This window comes from Brevundimonas sp. Root608 (assembly GCF_001427825.1).
In the GTDB taxonomy this organism is placed as follows: domain Bacteria; phylum Pseudomonadota; class Alphaproteobacteria; order Caulobacterales; family Caulobacteraceae; genus Brevundimonas.
Genome location: NZ_LMGT01000001.1, coordinates 207,755 through 229,158, shown reverse-complemented (window position 1 = coordinate 229,158; position 21,404 = coordinate 207,755). Strand labels below are relative to the sequence as shown.

Below are 21,404 nucleotides of genomic sequence, written 5' to 3'. Positions count from 1 at the left end.
GACTAGCTGATAAGTTGCATCACCCGCTTATGGGGCGGTAACGCGGGCGGCCATTTGCATGAATATCGACGAACTTCATAGGCTAGCAATTTGGTTCAACGGCCAATTTCGCGACACGAACAAGCTTTACGCCGCGCTTCTTGAGCCCCTAAATCATAACGCGAGCCAAGCCGACAAACGGCCCTTGGAAGAACATCTTCAAGCGCTGATCAATTTCCTCAACGATCAGCGGTTTGATGAGCTGTCTATTCAGCAACTGAAAATGCTGACGGCGCTGGGCGCTGACGCCTACATGGGCCCCGCCGGCGCGGAATTCGTGAACGATGTAGTTCGCACTTCAAACTTCGATCCAGCGACCGCGGCTCAAAAGATCACCGAAGCAATGCAAACTCTTAGCAAGGCTCGTGCGTCTTTCACTGCCTATGCAGAAGCAGTGAAGAACCTTGGGTTCGAAGTTCGCGACATCGAAGACGACGAAGATCGCATAATCATCCGGATCGGTTTTCAGAATGACGTGTCCATCGACAACGTCACCGACTGGAAAGATGCCGGGAAGGAATGGTACGAAATCATTCGCGGCCTAGCCATGGCATGCGATGAAAAGCCCGAAGATGTCAAAGTTGTCGGCACCGCAACAGGCTCCATCATACTAATTCTGGCTGGCACTGTTGTTTTCACGACCCTTCTGGCGAGAATTTCAAAGAACATCACTAGCGTGGCCATGGACGTACTTGGTGTGCGCTCCGCCATGGAAGACCTTCGTCAAAAAGGTATTCTGACGAAGACGATGGAAAAAGAATTCAGAGACATAGAAAAATCCAAACGCGACTCTGCGGTAACCACTATTGAAGGTGTGCTTGCTGAGCAACTGAAGGGTAAGGACGGGGAAATTAATACCGCCCTCGTCAAATCTATAGAAAAACTACTGACCTTCAGCGAGAAGGGTGGAAGTGTCGACTTTGTCGCCCCTGAAGAAAACGAAGAGGAAGAGGAAGAAGAAGAGGGCGACGACGTTGCGAATATCAAGCTTAAGGCCGCGCTACTTGAAGCGCGAGAAGCGATCCACGAATACCAAGGCCAACGCCTTAGCCTGAAGCTTCTTTCGGACGGGACAAAGACGGTCTAACCGCAACCGGGAAGTGTCATTGTCAGTCATAAGACCGACGCTGACGATCGGACGTGGGCGTGTCGGGAAGCTCACCTGGAACGTCGACTTCCCTTACGGCGAGGCCACGCTCGGCTCTCCATTCAAGGAACTCATCGAGAGTTTTCGCTAGCTTGGCGCGATTGCAGGGCGTGCAGGCGAGCGTGAGGTTGCTGATCCCACTTGTTCCTCCCCGGGCCACCGGAGTGAGATGGTCCACCTCACCGCCCTTTCCGAGGGGTGCTCCACAGTAGCGGCAGGCATCGCCAAGAGGCCCGCGAAGGCGAACAGCGTGCGCCGCCATTTCCTGCGGACGGGCGGGTCCTGCTCGTTCGGCGCGACGACGCCCGCGCTCCGCCTTCTGCTCTGGATTTGCCATGGAATGGCGAGCGGATCGGGCGGCCATGCACTTCCGGCAACTTGATCGAAATCCGATCGTCACGCCGCCGTTGCGCACGTTTTTATACTGGCCAAAAAACTCGCGAGTAAGCGGTAGGCGCTCACCGCAATCCTTGCAGGTCTGTTCGGTCATGACGAACCCGCCAAAGCTATCGGGATGCCCGCCCCGCTAGTGAATATCGACCTTCTTGACTGCCATGAACCACGCAGCAACGCACGCCACGACCAGTTGCACGGTGGCGAGCACCGCCTGCCACACCCCATCATGATAGCCTTGGAAAATCGCCACGGTATTCAGTAGCCCAAGCACGACTAACAAAACGAACACCGGCCAGCCCGACCACGCCTTGAAGGCTTTGTCGCAGACCCATCGGCCCGCCCACACCCCTAAGACGGATGAGATTACGGTGGCGGTCAACTCGACAAAGCGAGGCACACCATCCGTGACGGAGCCCGCCATAAACGTGTGAACGACGTAGTAGACGACGGCGACGACAAGGAAGCTGACCAAGAAGAGCGGAACGGACAGAATCGTCCCGAGAACCAACGAGCCTCGGTCCTGCGTTTTGACGTCATTACTGGCGGTCATATAGCTCCCCCGAGCAGTCGTCTCAGATAGCACATCGGACGGTTGCGTGAAACCTACTTGCTACCTTCCGTCGCTCGCCACATTCCCCTCACGTCATCGCCACATCCCCGCTCGCCCCATGCGGCCGCACCCAGAAGGTGACCCGCCCCGGGCAGCCCATCCTGCGGCAGGTCGTGGCGCGGCCCCACAGGACGAAGCTGGAGCCGCGCTCGCGGGCGATGCGTTTCAGGTCGGCGCGGATGCGCAGCTCGCACAGGTCGCACTCGGTATAGACCAGCCAGCGGTTGGCGATGATCGCGCCGACCGTGGGGCCGGCGAACTTCCAGTCCTGGGCCGTGTAGCGGTCCGGATTACGCCGGGTCATCTTTGTTGGGCGCTATCGCTTGGCCCGCGGGGCCTCGCTGCCTGAGCGCGGGATGGAGCCAGCTAACGCCCGGCGTGTGGCGCCTCGCCTCCGCGCGACCCCGTCACCCCAGCGCCCGCAGCTCGATCCGGGCCGCCTGTTGGAGGACTGCGCCGGGGGCGAGGCGCTCGATCTCGGAGAGCAGGCTGCCGATGCCGGCGCGGCCGTCGGCGCTGGTCAGGTCGAGGCCCTGGAGGACGGCGAGGAGGCGGGTGGTCGGGTCTTCGGGCGTCATGGCTGGCTCTCTCTGACTGGCTGGATGTGAAGACCGACCCGGGGAGATGGAAAGCATTCCGGAAGGAGACTCGCAACGGGAATGTTGCTGGTTTGTTCTTTTTTGTGTGGAGGGTGCGCGGCCGTCCCCGCCCCGTCGGCGCGGGGCGCCGACGACCCTCCCCCGAGGGGGAGGGAGAGGGTCCGTGCGGTTGCTACCCCTCCACCCCTTCGGGGTCCCCCTCCCCATTCGCTGCGCGAACAGGGAGGAGACAGGAACGTGCGCGCCAGAACTTTTTTGCTGGCGCCGGGATTCCTGTCGGCGTTGGGGTTTGCGCGGCGCGTCGGGGCGTTTGCGCGCCGCAGGAAGGGGCGGGGTCATACTCCGCCAGATGGAAGAGAAGCATTTCAACGCCCGGTATGACGACAAGACGTGGCGGGCGCTGTTCCGGCGCTGGCATGCGGGGGAGACGTCGCGGTCGCTGAGGGCCGGGGCCGGGGTGGCGATGGACACCTGGCGGTACAACGCCCGGCGGCTGAAGATGCGGATCAAGGATCTGCCCGAGGACGATCCGCGACGGCGGCGCGTGCCGGCCTATGAAGAGCGGACGGGCGAGTTCCGGCATCCGAAAGGCAGTCTGGACGAGCGGGACTGGCTGAGGGTCATGGCGCTGAGGGCGGGCGGTGTGAAGGCCCCCCTGCTGGCCGAGGTGTTCGGGGTGAAGCCGAACACCATCTGGCAGCAGGCCAAGGCGCGGGGCCTGCCGCCGCCGCATCTTGCCAGGGCGGCGCCGCGACCGGAGATGATGTTCGATGTGGACCTGGACAAGCCGGTCAGGACCTTCCTGTCGCTGGCGGAGACGATCGGGCGGGCCATCGACGACGGGCGCCATGACGACGTCGACACCCTGTTCCGGCGGTGGAAGATGGTGGAGGAGATGTTCGTGGTGAAGCAGCGGATCGACGCCACCGACCGCGCGCGGGGCCGCTCGCCGCCCGGGCGGGGGGTGTGGTAGAGGCCGGCGATGCAGACTGTGGATGTCCTGATCGTCGGCGCCGGCGCGGCCGGGATGATGTGCGCCATAGAGGCGGGGCGGCGCGGGCGCAGCGTGCGCATCCTCGACCATGCGCGGGCGCCGGGCGAGAAGATCCGCATCTCGGGCGGGGGGCGGTGCAACTTCACCAACCTGGGGACCGGGCCCGGCAACTTCCTCGGCGAGAACCCGCGGTTCGCGACCTCGGCGCTGAAGCGGTTCACCCAGCATGATTTTGTGAAAAGGGTCGATCAGGCGGGGATCGCCTGGCACGAGAAGACCCTGGGCCAGCTGTTCTGCGACGACTCGGCGAAACAGATCATCCGCATGCTGACCGACGACATGCGGGCGGCGGGCGTGGTGCTGTCGCTGGGGACCTCGGTGGAGCGTGTCGAGCGCGGCGGCGACGGGTATGAGGCGGCGCTGTCGGACGGGTCGGTGGTGCGGGCGCGGTCGCTGGTGCTGGCGACCGGGGGCAAGTCGATCCCCAAGATGGGGGCGACGGGCTGGGCCTATGACGCCGCGCGGGGGTTCGGGCTGAGGGTCACGGAGACGCGGCCGGCGCTGGTTCCGCTGACGTTCGAGGCGGGGCTGCTGGAACAGCTGACGCCGCTGGCCGGGGTGGCGGTGGATGCGGTGGTGAAGGGCGGGGGGACGAGCTTTGCGGAGGCGATGTTGTTTACGCACCGGGGGCTGAGCGGGCCGGCGATCCTGCAGATCAGCTCCTACTGGCGCGAGGGCGAGGCGATCACCGTGGCCATGGCGCCCGGCGAGGACGTCTGGGCCCGGCTGAAGGCGGCCAAGGAGGAGAACGGGAAACAGATGGTGCACACAGCGCTGGGGCACATCGTGCCGCGACGGCTGGCCGAGAGCATCTGCGAGCGCGAGGGGGTGAAGGGCAAGCTGGCCGAGGTCGGGGACAAGACCCTGCGCCGGCTGGACGCGGCGGTGAACGGCTGGACGGTCAAGCCGGTGGGGTCCGAGGGCTATCGCACCGCCGAGGTGACCCTGGGCGGGATCGCGACGGACCAGCTGGACCAGCAGACCATGGCGGCGAAGGCGGTCCCGGGCCTGTACGTCATCGGCGAGGCCGCCGACGTCACGGGCTGGCTGGGCGGCTATAACTTCCAGTGGGCCTGGTCGTCGGGTTGGGCCGCCGGGCAGGTGTGCTAGGAGAGCCGCCATGCCCTTTACCGCCACCGTCCTGACCATGTTCCCCGAGGCGTTTCCGGGCCCGCTCGGCGTCTCGCTGATCGGCACGGCGTGGCGTGAGCGCGGGCTCTGGAGCCTTGAAACGGTTGACATTCGGGCCTTTTCCACAGATACGCGCGGCTTCCTGGACGACACCCCCGCGGGTGGCGGCCCGGGAGCCGTGCTCAAGGCGGACGTGGTGGCGAGGGCGCTCGACAGCGTATCCGGACCCTCTGACGCGTCTTTGGCGCGGCCGCTTTTGTACATGAGCGCCCGGGGTCGGCCCCTGACCCAGGCGCGCGTCAAGGAATGGGCGAAGGCGGACGGCATAGTCGTCCTCTGCGGCCGTTTCGAGGGGGTGGATCAGCGCGTGCTGGACGCGCGCGGGTTCGAGGAGGTCTCCGTCGGAGACGCGGTTCTCGCCGGCGGCGAGGCGGCGGCGATGGTGGTGATCGAGGCGTGCGTAAGGTTGCTGCCCGGCGTCCTCGGCCAGGCGGACAGTCTCAGTAGCGAGAGTTTCGAGGACGGCCTTCTGGAGCATCCGCAGTACACGCGACCGCGGACGTTCGAGGGGCTGGAGATACCCGAGGTGCTTCTGTCGGGCGACCACAAGAAGGTCGCACAATGGCGCGAAGAGCAGCGGCGAGAGACGACCCGGGAGCGGCGGCCAGACCTCTGGACGGCGCATCTGGACAAGACCCATGCGGGCCATGAGCCCGCCAAATCACAGGTAAAGAGCGCAAAAGCTCGAGGAGAATAGAATGAACATCCTTCAGACCATCGAGGCCGAAGAGAAGGCCCGCCTGATCGAAACCCGCAAGATCCCGGACTTCCAGCCCGGCGACACCCTGCGTGTCATGGTCAAGATCAAGGAAGGCGAGCGCGAACGCATCCAGGCCTTCGAGGGCGTCTGCATCGCCCGCGCCGGCGGCGGCGTGAACGAGAATTTCACCGTGCGGAAGATCTCCTTCGGCGAAGGCGTGGAGCGGGTCTTCCCGATCCTGTCGCCGAACATCGACGCCATCGAGGTCAAGCGCCGGGGCGTCGTGCGGCGCGCCAAGCTCTATTACCTGCGTGATCGTCGCGGCAAGTCGGCCCGGATCGCCGAGAAGCAGACCGTGCGTCCGGTCAAGGGCGTCGTCGTGCCGGAAACCGGCAAGGCCGAAACGGCCGCCGACACCGAAGCCTGAGCCGCTCAACGGCAGCCAGAATGACGAAGGCCCCGGCGGAAACGCCGGGGCCTTTTTCATTGTCGCCGGAGACGACGGTCAGTTCGGATACAGGCGTCCGCCGGCGTCCTTCTGGCCTTCCAGGCTGTGCTTGAGGTCGCGCATCTGATCGTGGCCGTCCTTCACCGTGGCCCAGGCGCGGCGGATGGTTTCGCGGGTGGTGGCCGAGACGCTGGAATCCTCGAGGGCGGTTTCGAACTTGCCCTTGATGAAGTCCTCGCCGTTCTCGACCGAATTCACCACCGCCTGTTCGTCGCGCAGCAGGGCGTGTTTGACGTCGAGGAAGGCGCGGTGGGCCTTGGCCAGGATGGAGCCGTCATCCTCGGGCTCGCCGCCGAGGGTGCGGACCGCGCCCTGGAGGTCGGTGACGACCTGCTGGCGCTCGAAGCTGCGGGCTTCGAACAGGGCCTTGAAGGTGGGCTTGTCGGTTTCCTTCGCGGCTTCGCGATAGCCGTCGGCGCTGTCGATGGTGGTCTCGATCAGGCTGTTCAGGACGTGGATGTCGTGGTGATTGGGGCTGCTCATGATGATCGGCCTTCTGTTGTGGGGAGGAGCCCACAAAGCGCCGACCGGGTTGAAAAGGTTTCAGCTTCGCCGTTCTACAATTTCGTGCGCAGCGACCAGAGCTCGGGGAAACAGCGCCGTTGCAGGGTCTCGGTCAGATAGGCGACGCCCTCGGTGCCGCCGGTGCCGCGGCGGCGACCGATGATGCGCTCGACGGTGACGACGTGCTTGTGCCGCCAGGTCAGCAGGGCGTCGTCCAGGTCCACCAGCTTTTCCGCCAGCTGGTAGAAGGGCCACCAGCGGGCGGTGTCGCGATAAACCTCCAGCCAGGCGGCCTCGACGCCTTCCGACGGCTCCCACGGCTGGCTGACGTCGCGGTTCAGCGCCTCGGCCGGAACCGGCAGGCCGGCGGCGGCCAGCTGATGCAGGGCGTCGTCATAGAGGCTGGGCGCGGCCAGGGCGGCGCGCAGGGCGGCGTGGGCGGCGGGGCGTTCCTCGTGGAAGCGCAGGAAGCGGTCGTCCTTGAGCCCCAGCATGTATTCGAAACGGCGGAACTGGTCGCTCTGGAAGCCCGAGGACGAACCGAGCACGCCGCGGAAGCGAAGATAGTCGGCGGGAGTCATGGTGGCCAGGATGTCCCAGCTCATCGTCATGACGGCCTGGATGCGGCTGACGCGGGCCAGGATCTTGTAGGCGGGAACCAGATCGCCGGCGCGGACCAGCGTCTGGGCCAGGGTGACCTCGTGCAGGATCTGCTTGAGCCACAGCTCCTTGGTCTGGTGGATGACGACGAACAGCATCTCGTCGTGTTCGTCCGAGATCGGATGCTGGGCGGCCAGCAGATCGTCCAGCGCCAGATAGCCGGCGTAGGTCATGTCGGAAGGATGGGCGGGGGCGTCGGTCATCCGCGACCTATCGCGCGGGCGGCGCATCGGCTCAAGGGCGGTCGGCGTCGTGGTCGGTTTCGGGGCGGCCCGGATCCAGGGTGTTGTCGACCCGGTCGTCCCAGCCCTCGCGGCTGGATTTGAAGGCCAGCCCCATCAGGACCCATGCGAGGACGACCGTGCCCAGCACGCCGAGCGACAGGGCGATCCAGCCGTGCAGCGGCAGGTCGCCGCCCCCGATCAGCTTCCAGACCAGGCTGATCAGGCCGGTGGCCACGGCCGAGACCCCGGCGGCGATGAAGAGATTGCGGAGGACGCGAAGCACCATGTGGACAGATGTAGACGCGAGGCGCGGCGGAGGCGAGCCGGGGCTCAGCCCCCGTGGCGCACCGACACCGTCATGCCCGGGCTGGGCGCCGTCGTCATGCGCGCATCCAGCTGCTTGACCAGGGCCTCGACGATGGCCGTTCCCAGGCCGCCGTGGGCGGAAGGGACCGCGTCCACGGCCCCGACGCCGTTGTCGTGGACGACCAGGGTCCAGCCGTCTCCCGCGCTCGCATAGGTCACCAGGACGAGGGCGTCCGCCCGGTCGGTGGGGAAGGCGTATTTGATGGCGTTGATGACCAGTTCGGTGACGATCAGCCCCATGCTGACGGCCTTGTCCGAACCGATGAAGCCATGGTCGGCCTCGACGAGGATGGCGATGGGCTGGGTCTCGCCGACCATGGAGGCCGCGAGGCTGGCGCACAGCTTGGTCAGATAGGGGCCGACCTCGATCTGATCGAGATCGCCCGAGGCATGGAGATGGGACTGGACCTCCGCCACCGAGAGCACGCGCTGATGCGCGTCCTTGAGGTGCAGGCGGGTCTCGTCGGAGGTCACGGCGCGGGCCTTGATCAGCAGGATGCTGGCGATGATCTGCAGGCTGTTGGCGACGCGGTGCTGCATCTCCTGCAGGAGGATCTGCTTCTGGCGCAGCAGCTCCTCGGTGTGTTCCAGCAGGTCGGCCAGCTGGCGTTCGACGGCGCGGCGGGCGGTGATGTCGGTGAAGGCCAGCAGGATGGTGCTGTTCTCGCTGGTTTCGTAGATCACCTTGCGCGCGTTCAGCAGCATGGTGCGGCGGCCGACGCCGGGGAAGTCGTGGTCGACCTCGAACCCGTCCATGGCGGTCTTTTCGGGGATGATCGTCTCGAGCAGCAGCCGCAGGGCCGGGATGTTCCACTGGCCGTCGCCGAGGTCATAGAGCAGCCGTCCCATGGTGCGGTCGGGATCGACCTTGAAGATTTCATAGAAGGCGCGGCTGGCGGCGAGCACCGTCAGGCCGCCATCGAGGACGATCAGCGGCTCATGGATGGTGTCGACGATCGCCTGAGCGAGCGTCTGGGCATCCTCAACCCCGGGGATCGTCGTCGGCATGCGGAGCGGGCGTCCAGAGCGAGCGCGCGGAAAGAGGCGGCCTGCGCCACAGCCTTACGCGCAAAAGCCGGGGCGTGGCAAAGGGGGTCGCGAGGCTGACCTAGGGATGTCGCGCCGTATAACGATCCTGCCAGTCGGCCTGATGCGCCAGATCCCGCCAATAGGCGGCCATGCCGACCCACTCGGCGCGTAGCCGGAGCGAGGAATCGCGCGCGGCGAGGCCGTCCATCCAGGCGGCCATGGCCCTGCATTCCGAGGCGGTTCGCATCGTGTTTCCCGTCAGGCCGGATCAACCGGCTGCACAGGGAACCCCCGCGGACTCCGAAGGGTCCGTACGGCGACGCTTAGCGCTGGACCCACTGGCCCTGGGCGTTGCGGTACCACTGGCCCGAGCTGATGCGCGGCAGCAACTGGCCTTCGAACATCCGGGCGCCGGCGACGTCGGGCGTGGTGCCGGCGGCCTGGGCGCTGCGGGCGTAGGCCGCGCGGCGGGCGCTGTTGGTCACCTGGACGGCCTGGGTCAGGGCGGGGTCGGACGCCGGAACGCGGAAGCCGAGATAGCCGTCGGCCTGTTCGCCCACGGTCCCTTGCGCCTTGGCGGCGTCGATCATCGACTTCTGGGCGGAGGTCTGGGCGAAGGCCGCGCCCGCGGCGACGCCGAGAGCCGCGACGGCCGCGGCGACGACGAAGAACTTGCGGAAAGACATCTGGGTCAACTTTCGCGTCAGAACAGGTTGGGGTTCGCGACGAGGAGGTCCTGAAGCTCCTTGTCGAGACGCACGCGGACGTCGGCGTCGAGTTTCGCGTAGATCTGGATCGGATCGACCTGCAGCCGGACCGTGGGCGTGCAGGCGCTCGCTCCGAGCGCGGCGACGAGGCCGAGGATGGCGAGGCGTGTGCGGGTCCGGTTCATGGTCTGTGGTCTCCGGTCTTCAATCCGCGGCGATCTAACGCCCGGGCGGGTGAACGGGTTCTGAACGGCGAAGGGGGCAGGATCACGGCGTCGTGGGCGGCGGCGGCGGGACCGGCGAGGCCTGGCCGTTGCGGGCGCGGTTGAGCTCCAGCAGGTCGCCGACAAGCTGGTTGAGATTGAGGGTGGTGTCCAGCGTCAGGTCGATGCCGGTGCCCGACGGCAGCGGCAGTTCGCGGTTCAGGAACTCACGGCTGATGAAGTCGGCGATCGAGATGCGGAGCTCTTGTCGTACGGGCGGATCGTGGCGGCCGCGGATGCGGAACAGGACGCCGATCCGGCCTTCGTCGAGGCTGTTCACCTCGGCCGAGAGCAGGTCGAAGGACAGGTTCTCCATCGCCTGATAGGCGAGGTCCTGAATGGTGTTGGGAGGCACGGCCTCGCCGCCGCCGCCGGCTTCCAGGCCGCTGAGAGCCTCGCGGGCGATGGACAGGCGTCCGGGCTGGACGGCGGCCAGGGTTCCGCCGGTGATGCGGACGCCCGCCTCGCGCGTCGAAGTGAAGGGCAGGCGGCCCGAGACGACGGCGTCCAGCCTCACCTTGTCGCCGAAGCCGGAACCGGCGATGACCTCGCCGAGCTGCACCTTGTCGAGAACGATGACGCCGGTGATCGGCTGGGTCGGGTCCAGCGGCACGGCGAAGGGCTCGATGCTGACGCGCCCCCCGGCGACGGCGAGGTCGCCGGCCTGGAGGGTCACCGCCGCCTTGTCGAGGCCGAAGGTCAGTTCGATGTCGGTCAGGGGCGTGACCGACTCGAGGCTGTCCGCGGTCAGGCGCTGGCCGGGGGCGGCGGTCAGGGGCGCCAGATTGATGAAGTCGACCGTTCCGCGAAGCCCCTTCACCGGACCGGCGGGGCTGACAAAGTCGAGCCCCGGGATAGTCAGGCGGCCCGAGCTGGTTCCTTCCGCGTCGGCGCGCCAGTCGACGCGGCCGGCGAAGCCGACCGAGCCGGTCGCGGGCGAACCAACGAAGTCGCCGGCCAGGGGGCTGAGGTCGCCGGGCTGCAGGCCGCCCTCGGCGAAGACGATGGACGGGGCGTCGATGACGACGCCGCCCGCGCCGGCGCCGCCGTCGTGGGCCAGGGTCAGGCGGCCGAGGGCCGCGCCGTTGCGGGTCAGGTCGAAGGCGCCGGTCCAGTCCTCGCCGGTCATGCGGGCCGAGCCGGAGGCGCCAAGCGGATTGAAGCGCAGGGGGCTGGTGGCGTCGGAAACCGTGGCGCCGGCGACGCGGGCGTCGAGATTGATACCGGCCCGGCCGCCGATGGCGGTGAAGCCGCCCTGAACGTCGCTGAAACGCAGGGCGAGGAAGGGGGCGTCGGCCGAGAGCCCCTGCACCGTCCCGTCCGAGCGCCAGCCGCCGTCGGCGACACTGGCCAGCGGGCGGGCCGCCGGGCAGAGCCGGCCAGCCAGGTCGGTGACGTCGCTCTCGCCCAGCTCCAGCCCTTCGACCGTGACGGGCGCGCAGCCGGCGGCGACATAGGTCACGCGGCCGTTGGACGAGGTCAGCCGGCCCCGGGTCTGGACGGCGATCCCCCTCGCGAGGCCGAAGTCGAGGGCGGCGCGGCCGTCCAGGGCGGCCGTGAAGCCGGTCGGTGTCAGGCGCCATGCCGGGATGGCGAAGACGGCCTCGGGCATGCCCCGCCCCCGGGTCGCGGTCAGGCTGAGCGCGCCGCCCCCGGCCTGGCCGCGCGCGGCGGCGAAGACCGGCGTGGCGGCGGGCCGCAAGGTCAGGACGCCCCCGTTGGCCGGGCGCAGGGTGGCGGGACGGGTCAGGACGACGCGCGTTCCCGCAGGCCCGGCGGTCACGCTGAAGGCGGGGACGTCGACGGCGAAGGCGGACAACGCCTGTTTCATCCCGGCCAGTTCAGGCGGGTCGTCGCGACCGACGGGGCCGAACAGGGGCCAGCTGCCGCGCGCGGCGGAGAGCGAGCTCGTCGCCGAGACGCGCAGACCCCCGTCGACGACGAGGTCCAGACGGCCGCCGCCGCGCACGCCGTTCAGGGCCAGGTCGTCCCGGACCAGACGCGCGGCGGACACGGTCATCGGCCCGCCGGCCTCCAGCGCCGCGTTTCGCCCGCCGAGGACGAGGCGGGAGGAGGTCAGGGTCAGGCCGCTTCCGTCCAGCCCGGCGCCCGAGGCGCGCGCGGCGGAGACGGCCGCGGGGCCTTCCAGCCGCCAGCCGAAGCCGCGCGCGTCGCGGGTGAAGACCGTCCGGGCCCGGTCGAGACGCAGGCGGGCGCCGGAGACGGCGGTTCCCGGTCCGTCGATACGGGCGGCGCGCACGTCGAGGTCGCCGGCGCCCGCGATGCGGAAGGTTTCGAGCCAGCCGGCGGTCTGGCCGTCGAAGGCCAGGCGCGCGTCGGCGGTCCGGGCGACCGTTCCGCCGGACGAAAGGCGGGCCGCTGTGAAGGCGGCGTTGAGGGCGGCCCGGCCGTCGCCCCTGCGGCCCTTGAGGTCGGGATAGGGCAGGTTTCCGGCGACGACGAGCCGTGGGGCCTGGCCCGCGACGCCCGGCAGGTCGGCGCTTTCGGCGGCGGCGTCGAGGCGGACGGCGATGCGGTCGCCGGTGGTGGTCAGGTCGACGACGGCCTGCAGGCCCTTCGCCTCGATCTCCCCGCTCTTGAAGGCGGTGGCGGGCATCCGGGCGTTGAGCCGCATCAGCTTGCCGTTGTCGATGCGTGCGTCGCCGAGGATGTTGGTCGGGCCATAGTCGGTGTCGAGCCGCACGCGGGCGCCCTCGACGATGACCAGGGGAGAGCGGCTGTCGGGGCGGGGCGGTCGGCCCATGAAGCGTTCCACCAGGGGGTCCAGCGAGCCGAAGGTCAGCTTGCCGCCGCGCACGCTGGCGCGCACCACGGGGCGGACCAGGCGGATGCGGGTCGGGGTGACGCCGAGGCCGCCCTTCGACCAGGGCGCGCCGATGCCATAGTCGACCTCGACCCGTTCGATCATGACGTCGGGATGGGCGGGATCGCCGATGCGGACGCGGGCGACCAGACCGTCCATCTCGAGCCGCTCGATCTGCATGTCGGCGTCGACGCCCTGTTGCTCCAGCCAGCCGACCAGCACCTGACGCGTGGCGGCGCGGCGGTTGAGCCACGCCAGGGCGACCAGCACCAGCACCACGCCCAGCACGGCGCCGACGACGATCAGCAGACGGCGACCGCGGGGACGGCGGCGGTCGGGAGCGGAGGACGCGTCGACGCTCATGGCGCGCTCATGGCCGGAGCGATGAGGCCGCGAAAAGCCCGCTGAGCAAAGGAGCCCGCCGGCCGAACACTATAGCCGTGTCCATTTAAGCACAGTTGAGTGGCGCATCGGCCACTTTGAATGCATCCAGAGTCGGGGCGAGATGGATCACACACGTCGCGGCCGACTCCTGTTCGCACGGTTGCGAATACACTGATCAACTCGCAAGGTATTCTCCTGGTTCACGCAAGCTTTACCAGCGGCGCCTGCCCCGGTTAACGGGTTGTAACGAACCGTCTTCCCATGATGGGATGGACGGGCTATAGGGCCTGTCTCGCGACGGGGGGCTCTTCGGCGCGATCCATGCTTCTAGTGGCTTTGGCGCCGGACGGCGTCGTCGTTTTTCGGGGACCGATGGCTCAGTTCGATCCACGTCGCCAACCGATGCGCATCGCGCCTCACGCCCTGACGGCGGTGGCGGCGATCTCGGTGGCTCTGCTTGCCGGACGCGTATACCAACCCGCGAAGGCGGAAGAGGCTCCGCCTCTCACCCAAATTCAGATTTCCGCCCTGGCGGACCAGGCGTTCGCCGCCGCCGGCACTCCGGCCGGCCTGACCACGCCGGAAGCCATCCCCGTCCAGATTCGCCGCGGCGAGACCTTCGAGCAGGCCGTGCGCCGCACCGGCATCGCGCCGGAAGAAGCCTCGGCCGTCGCCGCCACCCTGTCGAACGCCATGGACGTCACCGCGATGCGGGTCGGCCAGCGGTTCGAAACCGCCATCTCCAGGCCGCGCGGCGGCCGGGGCGACGCCCGCCTGATCGGCCTGACCATGCGCACGGGGCCCGCGACCCAGTTGACCGTGTCGCGCAGCTTCGACGGCGCCCTGCGCCTGCGCGCCCTTGAGGAAAAGGTCACGCACGAGACGGTGGTCCTGACCGGCAAGGTCGAGGGTTCGCTGTCGCGCACGGCGCGCCGCGAAGGGGCCCCCGCCGACGTCGCCCGCGCCGCCGGCCGGCTGTTCTCGCACAAGTTCGACATGGACCGGGACATCCATGCGAACGACGAATTCACCTATGTGTTCGGCCGCACCGTGACCGAGAACGGCCGCACCATCGGCACCGACGGCCTGTTGTACGCCGAGCTCAAGGGCGTGGTCTTCTATCGCTTCCAGCCCGCCGGAGCGAAGGAGCCGCAGTATTTCGACGGCACAGGCAAGAACACGCGTTCGGCCTTCATGCGCACGCCGCTGGAGCGGGGCTTCCGCGTCTCGTCCTCGTTCGGCTTCCGCCGCCACCCGATCGCCGGCTATCGCAAGATGCACCAGGGCATCGACTTCGCCGCGGGCATGGGCACGCCGGTGGTGGCGCCCGCCGACGGCGTCGTGGTCGAGGCCCGCCGCTGGGGCGGCTATGGCAACTGGCTGCGCATCCGTCATCCGAACGGTCTGGAAAGCGGCTACGGCCACCTGTCGCGCTACGCCTCGGGCGTCCGCGCCGGCCAACGCGTCCGCCAGGGACAGGTCGTCGCCTTCGTCGGTTCGACCGGCGCCTCGACCGGTCCGCACCTGCACTACGAACTGTGGCGCAACGGCCAGAGGATCAATCCGGCCGGCGTGCGCACCACCGAGGGCACCATCCTGGCCGGGGCCGATCTGGCCGCGTTCAGGGCTGAAAAGGCCCGCATCGACCGCATCCGCGCGGCCGGCGGCGAACGCCGTCCGCAGGTCCAGCGCGCCGCCGCGGCTCCGGCCGTCGCCGCGCCGACGGGCCTGCGTCCCGCCCAGGGCTAGGCCGCTTCCTCAGCCCTTCGCATTCGCCGCCGCGATCAGGGCGTCGTCGATCTCGCGCGCCCGCACCGCCGCCTCGCGCCCGGACAGCCGGCCCGCATAGGCCTTGAAGGCGTCGCGCTCGGGCAGGGATTTGAACTGCAGGCCCCAGCCGATCTGGCTGCCCAGATAGACGTCCAGCGCGCTGAACCGGTCGCCCAGGAGCCAGGGTCCGCCGCTGCCGGTCACCGCGGATTCGAGCGCATCGACGACCTGTTCGAAACTGCCGTAGCCGGCCATGGCGGCCTTGTCGGCCGGGGCCAACAGGTTCAGCGCCCTGGCGGTCACAGCCGCCTCGAGGGGGCCGGCGCCGAAGAACATCCAGCGCAGATAGGTCCCCCGCGCCGGGTCGTCGAGTGCCGGAGCCAGGCCGGCTTCGGGAAAGGCGTCGGCGAGGTAGGTGCAGACGGCGGCGCATTCGGTCACCGTGACCCCGCGATGGGTGATGGCCGGAACCTTGCCCATCGGGTTGATGGCCAGATACTCGGGGGCCTTCATCGTCGTGCCGTAATCCAGAACCACGGTGCGGTAGGGGCGGCCGACCTCCTCCAGCATCCAGCGCGCGATACGGCCGCGCGACATGGGGTTGGTGTAGAAGACGATTTCGTCGGACGGCTGGCTCATTGTGACCTCCCTTGCGTTTCTCACGGCAGGCTAGACTCAAAGACGGCATGGAACAAAGACGAAACATATTGATCGGGTTGGCGGCGGGAACCGTGGCGCTGGGCGCCGGCCCCGGCGCCTGGGCGCAGACCGCGTTCCGGTCGTCGCGCATCACCGTGACGACGCGCGGGCGAGGCCCCGATGTGATCCTGATTCCCGGCCTGGCCTCGACCGCAGACGTGTGGCGCGGTCTGGCGAGCCAGCTGGAGGGCCGACGGCGGCTGCATCTGGTCTCGGTGCGCGGCTTCGGCGATCTCGCGGCCCAGGCCAACGCCGACGGATCGGTCATGCCGGGCGTGGCCAATGAGGTGCGCCGCTACATGGCTGAACAGCGGCTGGACCGGCCCGCGATCATCGGCCATTCGATGGGCGGTCAGGTCGGCATCCGGGTCGCCGCCGACTCCGCCGGCCGCGTCGGCCGGGTGATGGCGGTGGACTCATCGCCCTTCTTCGCCGCCCTGATCAGTCCGGGAGCGACGGTCGGCGACGTCGAGCCGATCGCCCAGCTGGCCTTTCAGGCGATCCAGTTCCTCGGCGACGAGGCGCTGAGGACGCGGGGCCGGTCCATGGGCCTGGAGCTGGGCGGAGCCGCCGACGCGGTGTTCGGATCAATGGGCTGGCAGGGCGGCGATCGCCGGGTGCTGGCCCAGTCCCTGTACGAGGTCATGACCGTCGACCTGCGCCGCCGCCTGCCCGACATCACGGCGCCGGTGACGGTGGTCTACGGCTGGAGCGCCGACCAGAACTCGCCGCGCGCCCGCGCCGACAGTCTGTTCCGCGGCGCCTATGCGCGCCTGCGCCGGCCCGCCACCTTCGAACGGATCGAAGGGGCCGAGCATATGGTGATGATCGACCAGCCGCGGCGGTTCCTGGCGGCGGTGGAGCGGTTCCTGGCCTAATCTGCGTCGGGCTGGACGTCCGGGTGGGCGGCGGCGAAGGCGGGGTGGCGTTTCGCCGTTTCGTCGATAGCCAGCAGCCTCGGGAAGGCGTCGAGGGGGACGTTGAAGCGCCGGGCCGAATAGATCTGCGGGATGAGGTAGCAGTCGGCCAGGGTCGGGGCGTCGGCGAAACACCAGCCCCCGCCATGCCGTCCGACGAGCGCCTCCAGCGCCGTGAAGCCGGGGACGATCCAGCGCGCGGCCCAGGCGTCGACGGCGGCCTGATCGGCGCCGAAGGTCTCGCGCAGGGCCTTGCCGACCCGCAGATTGTTGAGCGGATGAATGTCGCAGCCGATCAGGGCGGCCATGGCGCGAACGTGAGCGCGGTCGACAGGGCCCATGGGCAGCAGCGGCGGCCGCGGATGGGTTTCCTCCAGCCATTCGAGAATGGCGGGGCTCTGGGTCAGGACGGCGCCGTCCACCTCCAGCGCGGGGACCATGCCCTGCGGGTTGAGAGTGACGAAGGCGTCGGACCTGTGAGCGCCGGTGCGCAGGTCCACGCCCTGCTGATCATAGCTCAGGCCCTTGAGATTCAGGGCGATGCGGGCGCGATACGCCGCGCCCGAGCGCCAGTATCCGTGCAGGATCATCGCGGCCTCAGGGTGAAGACGAGGGGCTGGAGGCCGCCGATCGAGGCCTCGACCCGGTCGCCGGGCTGAAGCGGTCCGACGCCCTCGGGCGTGCCGGTGAAGATCAGGTCGCCGGGCCGGATATCCCAGAGGGTGCGCGCCTTGGCGAGGATTTCATCGGGATTCCAGACCATGTCGTCCAGCGCGCCCGACTGGCGGACCTCGCCATTGACGGACAGGGCGATAACGGCGGCGGGGTCCGGCAGGGCGCCGAGGCTGATCGGGCCGCAGGGGGCGGACTGGTCGAAGCCCTTGGCGGCGTCCCAGGGACGCCCCTTCTCCTTGGCGGCGGCCTGGAGGTCGCGGCGGGTCAGGTCGCAGCCGACGGCCCAGCCGGCGATCGCCCCGTCCGCGCCGACCGCGCAGACCAGTTCGACCTCGTGGTGCAGGTTGGCCGTCGCCATCGGAAACACCGGGTCGCCGCCGTCGGCGACCACGGCGTCGGCCGGCTTGGTGAAGAAGAAGGGCTCGGCGCGATCATGGCCCATTTCCCGGGCATGGGCCGCGTAGTTCTGGCCCACGCAGAGGATGCGCCGCACGGGGAAGCGCTGCGCGCTCCCGAGGATCGGCAGGGACGGGGTCGGAGCGGGGTCAAACAGCCAGTCGGTCATGAGCGCCTGTCTATGCCGGGATGCGGCGCTTCGCCACCCGTCGGAAATGGTGCGATGCGGAACCGGCGCCGCGCGGTGGCGTTTCCGCTCTGAATTCTCTATTTAACAGCCAAGCTTGAACACCGGAGCGCGCATCATGGCCACGACCAAGGCGGCACGAGCTGCCGTAAAGAACGACCTCAACACCCTGAAGGACGACCTGAAGGTCCTCGGCGCCGAGGAAAAGGCGCGTCTGCGCGAGAAGGCGGCGACCGCGGAAACGCGCGTGCGCGCCAAGGCCGCCGAGGCCGAAGCCCGCCTGCGTGAACAGTCCGAGGTCATGCGCGAGCGGGCCCGCGGCTATTACGACACCGCCCGCGTGCGCGGCCAGGAATACTATGACGAGGCGCAGGAGCGTCTGGACGAAGCCCAGCGCTACATCACCGAGCGGGTCCAGGAGCGCCCCGTGCAGTCGACCGCCATCGCGCTCGGCGTCGGCGTCGTGCTCGGCCTGCTGCTCGCCGGTCGTCGCCGCTGATGTTCGGCGGGGGGCTGGCCAGGGGTCTGGTCAAGAAAGCCGTCGCGGCTTCGGTCGTGGCGGGGGCCGCCCTGGTGGCGGTCATGGCGCTGGGGGCGACGATCTTCTTCGCCCTGCTGCTGGTGCTCGTGCCGCTGGCCGCCGCGGCGACCACCTTCCTTCTGTTCGCGATCGTCGCCATCGTCGTCGCCCTGGTCCTGGTGAACCGGTCAGAGACCGAGGAGGACTTTGAAGACGAACCCTCCGGTCTGGGCGCCCGCGCCTACAGCCTGTTCCGCCAACGCCCCATCCTGGGCACGGTGGCGGCCCTGGCCGGCGGATGGATCTTCCTCAGGAATCCGGCCCTCGCCACCATGGTCGCGGCCGCCTTCACCGAAAAGCCGCACCGGTCACGTCGGCGCTGAATCGGAACGGCGCCGGTTCCGGAACGTTGGTCCGTCAGGCGCGGCGGTTGTCGCTCCTTGGATCAACCGCTCTGGAGGAACCGCTGATGCTTCGTTGGGCTCTCATCTTTCTCGTTCTGGCGCTGGTCGCCGGCGCCCTCGGCGCCGGGGGCGTGGCCGGTCTGTCGATGAACATCGCCTATGTGCTGTTCGTCGTCTTCATCATCCTGCTGATCGTGCATTTCGTCACGGGCAGGGGACGCCGGATCTAGACCGGCTCAAACCCCGGACAGACGGACGAGGCCGCGGTCGCTCAGACCGCGGCCTTTTCCTTTGCGCCCGCGACGTTCGGGTTGGGCGCCGTGGCCGTCCTGAGGGTGTCCTGACGGCGCGGAAGCTTCCAGGTCTGGCTCGGTTCGAACCGCTGGCCGTCCCAGCCGACAGCGGTCACCGTGATGTGGTCCGCGTCCCATTCGATCTGGTTGAAGCTGGGCGGCGCGCCCCGCTCGCGATGTGACAGCGTCCCGCAGCCGACAGCGTAGGAGCAGTGGTCGCCCAGACTGATCGGCAGGGCGAAGGGCACATGAACGTGGCCGGTGGCGATGATGTCGACCCCGGCCTCGGCGAAGATCTGGGCGGCGCGGTCGCCGCGTTTGACGTCGCCGGTCATCGGCGTGCCGATCATTTCGACGAGGGGGTGGTGGCAGGCGAGGACGCGCAGTGCGCCCACCGGCGCCTGACGCAGGGCCTCGGCCGCCTTGCGCGTCTGCATCAGGTCGATCACCCCCTTGGACCAGTTGGTCCGGGCCTGCCAGCCGCGCGCGGTCACCACGCCCCGCACCATCACCGTGGGACTGAGGAACTGGTGGTCGTGGGCCGGATGGCCCGTGGCCTTCTCGAACGCCTTCCACGGGTAGAACAGGCGGGCGAAAAGGCTCCAGTAGGGGACGTCGTGGTTGCCGACGATTACGAACTGCGGGTCTGGCATCTGATTGATCCAGCGGCCCGCGGCCTCGAACTCGTCGGGGAAACCCTGCTGGGTGATGTCGCCGGTGATCAGGACCAGGTCGGGGGAATTGGCGTGCGCATATTCCAGCGCGGCGGCGCAGGCATGCTTGTGCTCCACGCCGAAATGGATGTCCGAGAACTGGAGAATCCGCCCCACTAGACGCTATCCTCGGCCGCGGGGGGATTGGGAGCCAGCGCCTGAAACGCCTTGCGGATGAATTTCACCCTGGCCTCGTGGGACAGCAGGATGGGTTCGCCGTCGATCACGGCGGGAATGCGCGAACGCGCGCGGACGGTGGCGCGCTGGATCGCCCGGGTGGTCACCGCCGGGTCCTGACGCCAGTCGCTGAACACGGCGTGGGCGGCCAGGCGAAAGGCCTGGGCGGCGTCCGACGGATTCATCGCCGCGGCTTCGAGACCGGTGTTCTCGTCCATCGCCCGGGAGATCATCGGACTGATCAGGACCAGGGCTTCGGCCCGCCGGGCGACCTTGCCGTCGAGAGAGTAGCGAAGCCGGCCCGAGAAGGCGCGGCGCAGCGCGCGGCGGGCGTACATCCACGCCAGACGCATCTGGCCGTCGCGGACGGCCTCGCGCGCCGGAGCCCACAGGGCCGGCGATCCGAGAATGGCGGCGCAATAGAAGGCCTGGGTCGTCCGGCCGTCGGAAACCTCGCCGCCGGCGACGCACTGCGGCGCGCCTTCCTCGAGCGCCAGCCGGAGGGCCGCCTTCCAGTCAGCGGTCCCGTACAGCGCCTTGGGCAGCATGTTCATCGTCCCGCCCGGCAAGGGCGCGATCAGGGGGCCGTCCGGCCCCGCGCGCGAGGCGATGGTCCCGGCGGTGCCGTCTCCCGCCAGGACGAACAGCACGTCCGGCCGCGCGTCCAGCGCCGCCTGGACCTGGGAGTCGAACGCGCCGGACTCCAGGGAGACGACAGACGCGTCGCAGGCGTAGTCGGCCAGAATGGCTTCCGCCTCCCCGACCGCGCCGGAGCCGACGCCGCCCGCGGCGGGATTGACCAGCATGATGACCCGCCCCAGCACTGTGTGGGGTGTCAGCACGCGTGGTTCGACGGCCGCGTCTTCAGGCGCGGCCGTCGGATCAACGGTCGGGGTCAGGCTTTCAGTCATGCCGCCCGAACGCCCCGGTGAGGGCGATGTTCCGGCGCCTTCGCCCCCGGTGAAGCTATTGCTTCTTCAGCTCGTCAGAAGCGGCCGCCGCGCCGGCCTGGGCGGCGTCGCCCGCCTTTTCGGCGGCCGCTACGGTGGCGTCGGCGGCCTGGTCGGCGGCCTCGGGCGCCTTGCCCTTCACCGTGGCGACGCCCTGGGCGATCCAGCCGTCCATGACGGCTCCGCCCTCGGCCAGCGAACGCTCCTTGACGCCGAGCACCGCCGTCAGCACCCCGAACAACGCCAGCAGCGTCACGATCAGTCCGATAAGCGGATTGCCGGAGCGGCGTTTCGAGCGCGCCCACACCGGACTGTGCTCGCCATCGTCCGCCATGCGGACCGGTTCAGAAAAACGCATACAAGACCCCCGTCTCTACCCATGAAGCATCGGCCGCCGCGTCTGGCGCGGCGCCGCCCGAACCTGACACAGGCCCGTCCCCCATCATAGCGGGGGAACCGCCACGCTTATCCAGCGTTCTCACCGCAGGGGCGAACCCA

28 protein-coding genes are annotated in these 21,404 nt (G+C 68.7%); 10 read left to right on the top strand and 18 right to left on the bottom strand.

Annotation, left to right across the window (positions count from 1 at the left end):
- Window positions 1-58 precede the first annotated feature (58 nt).
- Entirely contained in the window at window positions 59-1,126 is a 1,068-nt protein-coding gene (locus tag ASD59_RS01185; RefSeq protein ID WP_156376877.1) for a hypothetical protein, read from the top strand.
- Between the two features lie 22 nt (window positions 1,127-1,148).
- Here the strand turns inward: ASD59_RS01185 and ASD59_RS14750 are convergent, their stop codons facing one another.
- The 4 genes from ASD59_RS14750 to ASD59_RS14110 form a co-directional block, all read right to left on the bottom strand.
- On the bottom strand, window positions 1,149-1,448 hold the full coding sequence (locus tag ASD59_RS14750; RefSeq protein WP_442854274.1) for an HNH endonuclease: 300 nt from the start codon (window positions 1,446-1,448) through the stop codon (window positions 1,149-1,151).
- Window positions 1,449-1,712: 264 nt separating this feature from the next.
- Window positions 1,713-2,132, bottom strand: a complete 420-nt coding sequence (locus ASD59_RS01180; RefSeq protein WP_055827079.1) for a hypothetical protein — start codon at window positions 2,130-2,132, stop codon at window positions 1,713-1,715.
- A gap of 88 nt (window positions 2,133-2,220) precedes the next feature.
- Window positions 2,221-2,496 carry a hypothetical protein gene (locus ASD59_RS01175; protein WP_055827078.1) on the bottom strand — a complete coding sequence of 92 codons (276 nt, stop codon included), beginning with the start codon at window positions 2,494-2,496 and terminating at the stop codon, window positions 2,221-2,223.
- A gap of 103 nt (window positions 2,497-2,599) precedes the next feature.
- Window positions 2,600-2,770: a hypothetical protein gene (locus ASD59_RS14110; RefSeq protein ID WP_156376876.1), complete on the bottom strand. Its 171-nt coding sequence runs from the start codon at window positions 2,768-2,770 to the stop codon at window positions 2,600-2,602.
- 370 nt (window positions 2,771-3,140) lie between these two features.
- Between ASD59_RS14110 and ASD59_RS01170 the strand changes: the two genes are divergently transcribed.
- The 4 genes from ASD59_RS01170 to rplS are packed head-to-tail and all read left to right on the top strand — an operon-like array spanning window position 3,141 to window position 6,163.
- Complete coding sequence (locus ASD59_RS01170) at window positions 3,141-3,764, top strand: hypothetical protein (RefSeq protein ID WP_055827077.1); 624 nt, start codon at window positions 3,141-3,143, stop codon at window positions 3,762-3,764.
- Between the two features lie 9 nt (window positions 3,765-3,773).
- The gene (locus ASD59_RS01165; protein WP_055827074.1) at window positions 3,774-4,955 is read left to right on the top strand and encodes an NAD(P)/FAD-dependent oxidoreductase; all 1,182 of its coding nucleotides are present in this window, start codon (window positions 3,774-3,776) and stop codon (window positions 4,953-4,955) included.
- A 10-nt stretch (window positions 4,956-4,965) separates the two neighbouring features.
- Entirely contained in the window at window positions 4,966-5,733 is a 768-nt protein-coding gene (gene trmD, locus ASD59_RS01160) for a tRNA (guanosine(37)-N1)-methyltransferase TrmD (protein WP_055827071.1), read from the top strand.
- 1 nt (window position 5,734) lies between these two features.
- Complete coding sequence (gene rplS / locus ASD59_RS01155) at window positions 5,735-6,163, top strand: 50S ribosomal protein L19 (protein ID WP_055827069.1); 429 nt, start codon at window positions 5,735-5,737, stop codon at window positions 6,161-6,163.
- A gap of 78 nt (window positions 6,164-6,241) precedes the next feature.
- On the opposite strand, the gene ASD59_RS01150 is transcribed toward rplS, so the two are convergent.
- The 8 genes from ASD59_RS01150 to ASD59_RS01120 all read right to left on the bottom strand — a co-directional run bounded on the left by ASD59_RS01150 (window position 6,242) and on the right by ASD59_RS01120 (window position 13,184).
- The gene (locus ASD59_RS01150) at window positions 6,242-6,727 is read right to left on the bottom strand and encodes a PA2169 family four-helix-bundle protein (RefSeq protein ID WP_055827065.1); all 486 of its coding nucleotides are present in this window, start codon (window positions 6,725-6,727) and stop codon (window positions 6,242-6,244) included.
- Window positions 6,728-6,801: 74 nt separating this feature from the next.
- Window positions 6,802-7,611 carry a tryptophan 2,3-dioxygenase gene (locus tag ASD59_RS01145; RefSeq protein ID WP_055827063.1) on the bottom strand — a complete coding sequence of 270 codons (810 nt, stop codon included), beginning with the start codon at window positions 7,609-7,611 and terminating at the stop codon, window positions 6,802-6,804.
- A gap of 31 nt (window positions 7,612-7,642) precedes the next feature.
- On the bottom strand, window positions 7,643-7,918 hold the full coding sequence (locus tag ASD59_RS01140) for a hypothetical protein (protein WP_055827060.1): 276 nt from the start codon (window positions 7,916-7,918) through the stop codon (window positions 7,643-7,645).
- 44 nt (window positions 7,919-7,962) lie between these two features.
- Window positions 7,963-9,006, bottom strand: a complete 1,044-nt coding sequence (locus tag ASD59_RS01135) for a sensor histidine kinase (protein ID WP_055827056.1) — start codon at window positions 9,004-9,006, stop codon at window positions 7,963-7,965.
- 100 nt (window positions 9,007-9,106) lie between these two features.
- Window positions 9,107-9,274 carry a hypothetical protein gene (locus ASD59_RS14105; RefSeq protein ID WP_156376875.1) on the bottom strand — a complete coding sequence of 56 codons (168 nt, stop codon included), beginning with the start codon at window positions 9,272-9,274 and terminating at the stop codon, window positions 9,107-9,109.
- A 76-nt stretch (window positions 9,275-9,350) separates the two neighbouring features.
- The gene (locus ASD59_RS01130; protein WP_055827053.1) at window positions 9,351-9,713 is read right to left on the bottom strand and encodes a DUF1318 domain-containing protein; all 363 of its coding nucleotides are present in this window, start codon (window positions 9,711-9,713) and stop codon (window positions 9,351-9,353) included.
- 17 nt (window positions 9,714-9,730) lie between these two features.
- Window positions 9,731-9,919, bottom strand: a complete 189-nt coding sequence (locus ASD59_RS01125; protein ID WP_055827051.1) for a YnbE family lipoprotein — start codon at window positions 9,917-9,919, stop codon at window positions 9,731-9,733.
- Between the two features lie 82 nt (window positions 9,920-10,001).
- On the bottom strand, window positions 10,002-13,184 hold the full coding sequence (locus ASD59_RS01120; RefSeq protein ID WP_055827048.1) for an intermembrane phospholipid transport protein YdbH family protein: 3,183 nt from the start codon (window positions 13,182-13,184) through the stop codon (window positions 10,002-10,004).
- Between the two features lie 393 nt (window positions 13,185-13,577).
- Between ASD59_RS01120 and ASD59_RS01115 the strand changes: the two genes are divergently transcribed.
- The gene (locus tag ASD59_RS01115; protein WP_055827045.1) at window positions 13,578-14,954 is read left to right on the top strand and encodes a M23 family metallopeptidase; all 1,377 of its coding nucleotides are present in this window, start codon (window positions 13,578-13,580) and stop codon (window positions 14,952-14,954) included.
- A gap of 9 nt (window positions 14,955-14,963) precedes the next feature.
- On the opposite strand, the gene ASD59_RS01110 is transcribed toward ASD59_RS01115, so the two are convergent.
- Entirely contained in the window at window positions 14,964-15,614 is a 651-nt protein-coding gene (locus tag ASD59_RS01110) for a glutathione S-transferase family protein (RefSeq protein WP_055827042.1), read from the bottom strand.
- Between the two features lie 47 nt (window positions 15,615-15,661).
- Between ASD59_RS01110 and ASD59_RS01105 the strand changes: the two genes are divergently transcribed.
- Window positions 15,662-16,552 (top strand): alpha/beta fold hydrolase, encoded by an 891-nt coding sequence (locus ASD59_RS01105; RefSeq protein ID WP_055827040.1) that lies wholly within the window; start codon window positions 15,662-15,664, stop codon window positions 16,550-16,552.
- Here ASD59_RS01105 and maiA read toward each other — a convergent pair.
- Window positions 16,549-17,181 (bottom strand): maleylacetoacetate isomerase, encoded by a 633-nt coding sequence (maiA, locus tag ASD59_RS01100; RefSeq protein WP_055827037.1) that lies wholly within the window; start codon window positions 17,179-17,181, stop codon window positions 16,549-16,551. The genes ASD59_RS01105 and maiA overlap by 4 nt on opposite strands.
- A complete protein-coding gene (locus ASD59_RS01095; RefSeq protein ID WP_055827034.1) occupies window positions 17,178-17,831 on the bottom strand; it encodes a fumarylacetoacetate hydrolase family protein in 654 nt (217 codons plus the stop codon). The genes maiA and ASD59_RS01095 overlap by 4 nt, the downstream gene beginning before the upstream one ends.
- A gap of 136 nt (window positions 17,832-17,967) precedes the next feature.
- On the opposite strand from ASD59_RS01095, the gene ASD59_RS01090 reads away from it, so the two are divergent.
- From ASD59_RS01090 to ASD59_RS13775, 3 genes are all read left to right on the top strand, one after another.
- Complete coding sequence (locus tag ASD59_RS01090) at window positions 17,968-18,348, top strand: glycine zipper domain-containing protein (RefSeq protein ID WP_055827031.1); 381 nt, start codon at window positions 17,968-17,970, stop codon at window positions 18,346-18,348.
- Complete coding sequence (locus ASD59_RS01085) at window positions 18,348-18,752, top strand: hypothetical protein (protein ID WP_055827028.1); 405 nt, start codon at window positions 18,348-18,350, stop codon at window positions 18,750-18,752. The genes ASD59_RS01090 and ASD59_RS01085 overlap by 1 nt, the downstream gene beginning before the upstream one ends.
- A gap of 86 nt (window positions 18,753-18,838) precedes the next feature.
- Window positions 18,839-19,003: a DUF1328 family protein gene (locus ASD59_RS13775; protein WP_082559993.1), complete on the top strand. Its 165-nt coding sequence runs from the start codon at window positions 18,839-18,841 to the stop codon at window positions 19,001-19,003.
- 41 nt (window positions 19,004-19,044) lie between these two features.
- Here ASD59_RS13775 and ASD59_RS01080 read toward each other — a convergent pair whose 3' ends face one another.
- From ASD59_RS01080 to ASD59_RS01070, 3 genes are read right to left on the bottom strand one after another with little or no spacing between them, the layout of a single operon-like run.
- Window positions 19,045-19,896 carry a metallophosphoesterase family protein gene (locus tag ASD59_RS01080; RefSeq protein ID WP_055827026.1) on the bottom strand — a complete coding sequence of 284 codons (852 nt, stop codon included), beginning with the start codon at window positions 19,894-19,896 and terminating at the stop codon, window positions 19,045-19,047.
- Window positions 19,896-20,867, bottom strand: coding sequence for a diacylglycerol/lipid kinase family protein (locus tag ASD59_RS01075; protein WP_055827023.1), 972 nt, complete (start codon window positions 20,865-20,867; stop codon window positions 19,896-19,898). The genes ASD59_RS01080 and ASD59_RS01075 overlap by 1 nt, the downstream gene beginning before the upstream one ends.
- 55 nt (window positions 20,868-20,922) lie before the next feature.
- Window positions 20,923-21,264, bottom strand: a complete 342-nt coding sequence (locus ASD59_RS01070) for a hypothetical protein (protein WP_055827020.1) — start codon at window positions 21,262-21,264, stop codon at window positions 20,923-20,925.
- Window positions 21,265-21,404: the final 140 nt, after the last annotated feature.

Excerpts from the sequence above, each read along its gene's own strand:
- ASD59_RS01185 (WP_156376877.1), top strand. The coding sequence starts at position 59 with ATGAATATCGACGAACTTCATAGGCTAGCAATTTGGTTCAACGGCCAA.
- ASD59_RS14750 (WP_442854274.1), bottom strand. The coding sequence starts at position 1,448 with ATGGCGGCGCACGCTGTTCGCCTTCGCGGGCCTCTTGGCGATGCCTGC.
- ASD59_RS01180 (WP_055827079.1), bottom strand. The coding sequence starts at position 2,132 with ATGACCGCCAGTAATGACGTCAAAACGCAGGACCGAGGCTCGTTGGTT.
- ASD59_RS01175 (WP_055827078.1), bottom strand. The coding sequence starts at position 2,496 with ATGACCCGGCGTAATCCGGACCGCTACACGGCCCAGGACTGGAAGTTC.
- ASD59_RS14110 (WP_156376876.1), bottom strand. The coding sequence starts at position 2,770 with ATGACGCCCGAAGACCCGACCACCCGCCTCCTCGCCGTCCTCCAGGGC.
- ASD59_RS01170 (WP_055827077.1), top strand. The coding sequence starts at position 3,141 with ATGGAAGAGAAGCATTTCAACGCCCGGTATGACGACAAGACGTGGCGG.
- ASD59_RS01165 (WP_055827074.1), top strand. The coding sequence starts at position 3,774 with ATGCAGACTGTGGATGTCCTGATCGTCGGCGCCGGCGCGGCCGGGATG.
- trmD (WP_055827071.1), top strand. The coding sequence starts at position 4,966 with ATGCCCTTTACCGCCACCGTCCTGACCATGTTCCCCGAGGCGTTTCCG.
- rplS (WP_055827069.1), top strand. The coding sequence starts at position 5,735 with ATGAACATCCTTCAGACCATCGAGGCCGAAGAGAAGGCCCGCCTGATC.
- ASD59_RS01150 (WP_055827065.1), bottom strand. The coding sequence starts at position 6,727 with ATGAGCAGCCCCAATCACCACGACATCCACGTCCTGAACAGCCTGATC.
- ASD59_RS01145 (WP_055827063.1), bottom strand. The coding sequence starts at position 7,611 with ATGACCGACGCCCCCGCCCATCCTTCCGACATGACCTACGCCGGCTAT.
- ASD59_RS01140 (WP_055827060.1), bottom strand. The coding sequence starts at position 7,918 with ATGGTGCTTCGCGTCCTCCGCAATCTCTTCATCGCCGCCGGGGTCTCG.
- ASD59_RS01135 (WP_055827056.1), bottom strand. The coding sequence starts at position 9,006 with ATGCCGACGACGATCCCCGGGGTTGAGGATGCCCAGACGCTCGCTCAG.
- ASD59_RS14105 (WP_156376875.1), bottom strand. The coding sequence starts at position 9,274 with ATGCGAACCGCCTCGGAATGCAGGGCCATGGCCGCCTGGATGGACGGC.
- ASD59_RS01130 (WP_055827053.1), bottom strand. The coding sequence starts at position 9,713 with ATGTCTTTCCGCAAGTTCTTCGTCGTCGCCGCGGCCGTCGCGGCTCTC.
- ASD59_RS01125 (WP_055827051.1), bottom strand. The coding sequence starts at position 9,919 with ATGAACCGGACCCGCACACGCCTCGCCATCCTCGGCCTCGTCGCCGCG.
- ASD59_RS01120 (WP_055827048.1), bottom strand. The coding sequence starts at position 13,184 with ATGAGCGTCGACGCGTCCTCCGCTCCCGACCGCCGCCGTCCCCGCGGT.
- ASD59_RS01115 (WP_055827045.1), top strand. The coding sequence starts at position 13,578 with ATGGCTCAGTTCGATCCACGTCGCCAACCGATGCGCATCGCGCCTCAC.
- ASD59_RS01110 (WP_055827042.1), bottom strand. The coding sequence starts at position 15,614 with ATGAGCCAGCCGTCCGACGAAATCGTCTTCTACACCAACCCCATGTCG.
- ASD59_RS01105 (WP_055827040.1), top strand. The coding sequence starts at position 15,662 with ATGGAACAAAGACGAAACATATTGATCGGGTTGGCGGCGGGAACCGTG.
- maiA (WP_055827037.1), bottom strand. The coding sequence starts at position 17,181 with ATGATCCTGCACGGATACTGGCGCTCGGGCGCGGCGTATCGCGCCCGC.
- ASD59_RS01095 (WP_055827034.1), bottom strand. The coding sequence starts at position 17,831 with ATGACCGACTGGCTGTTTGACCCCGCTCCGACCCCGTCCCTGCCGATC.
- ASD59_RS01090 (WP_055827031.1), top strand. The coding sequence starts at position 17,968 with ATGGCCACGACCAAGGCGGCACGAGCTGCCGTAAAGAACGACCTCAAC.
- ASD59_RS01085 (WP_055827028.1), top strand. The coding sequence starts at position 18,348 with ATGTTCGGCGGGGGGCTGGCCAGGGGTCTGGTCAAGAAAGCCGTCGCG.
- ASD59_RS13775 (WP_082559993.1), top strand. The coding sequence starts at position 18,839 with ATGCTTCGTTGGGCTCTCATCTTTCTCGTTCTGGCGCTGGTCGCCGGC.
- ASD59_RS01075 (WP_055827023.1), bottom strand. The coding sequence starts at position 20,867 with ATGACTGAAAGCCTGACCCCGACCGTTGATCCGACGGCCGCGCCTGAA.
- ASD59_RS01070 (WP_055827020.1), bottom strand. The coding sequence starts at position 21,264 with ATGCGTTTTTCTGAACCGGTCCGCATGGCGGACGATGGCGAGCACAGT.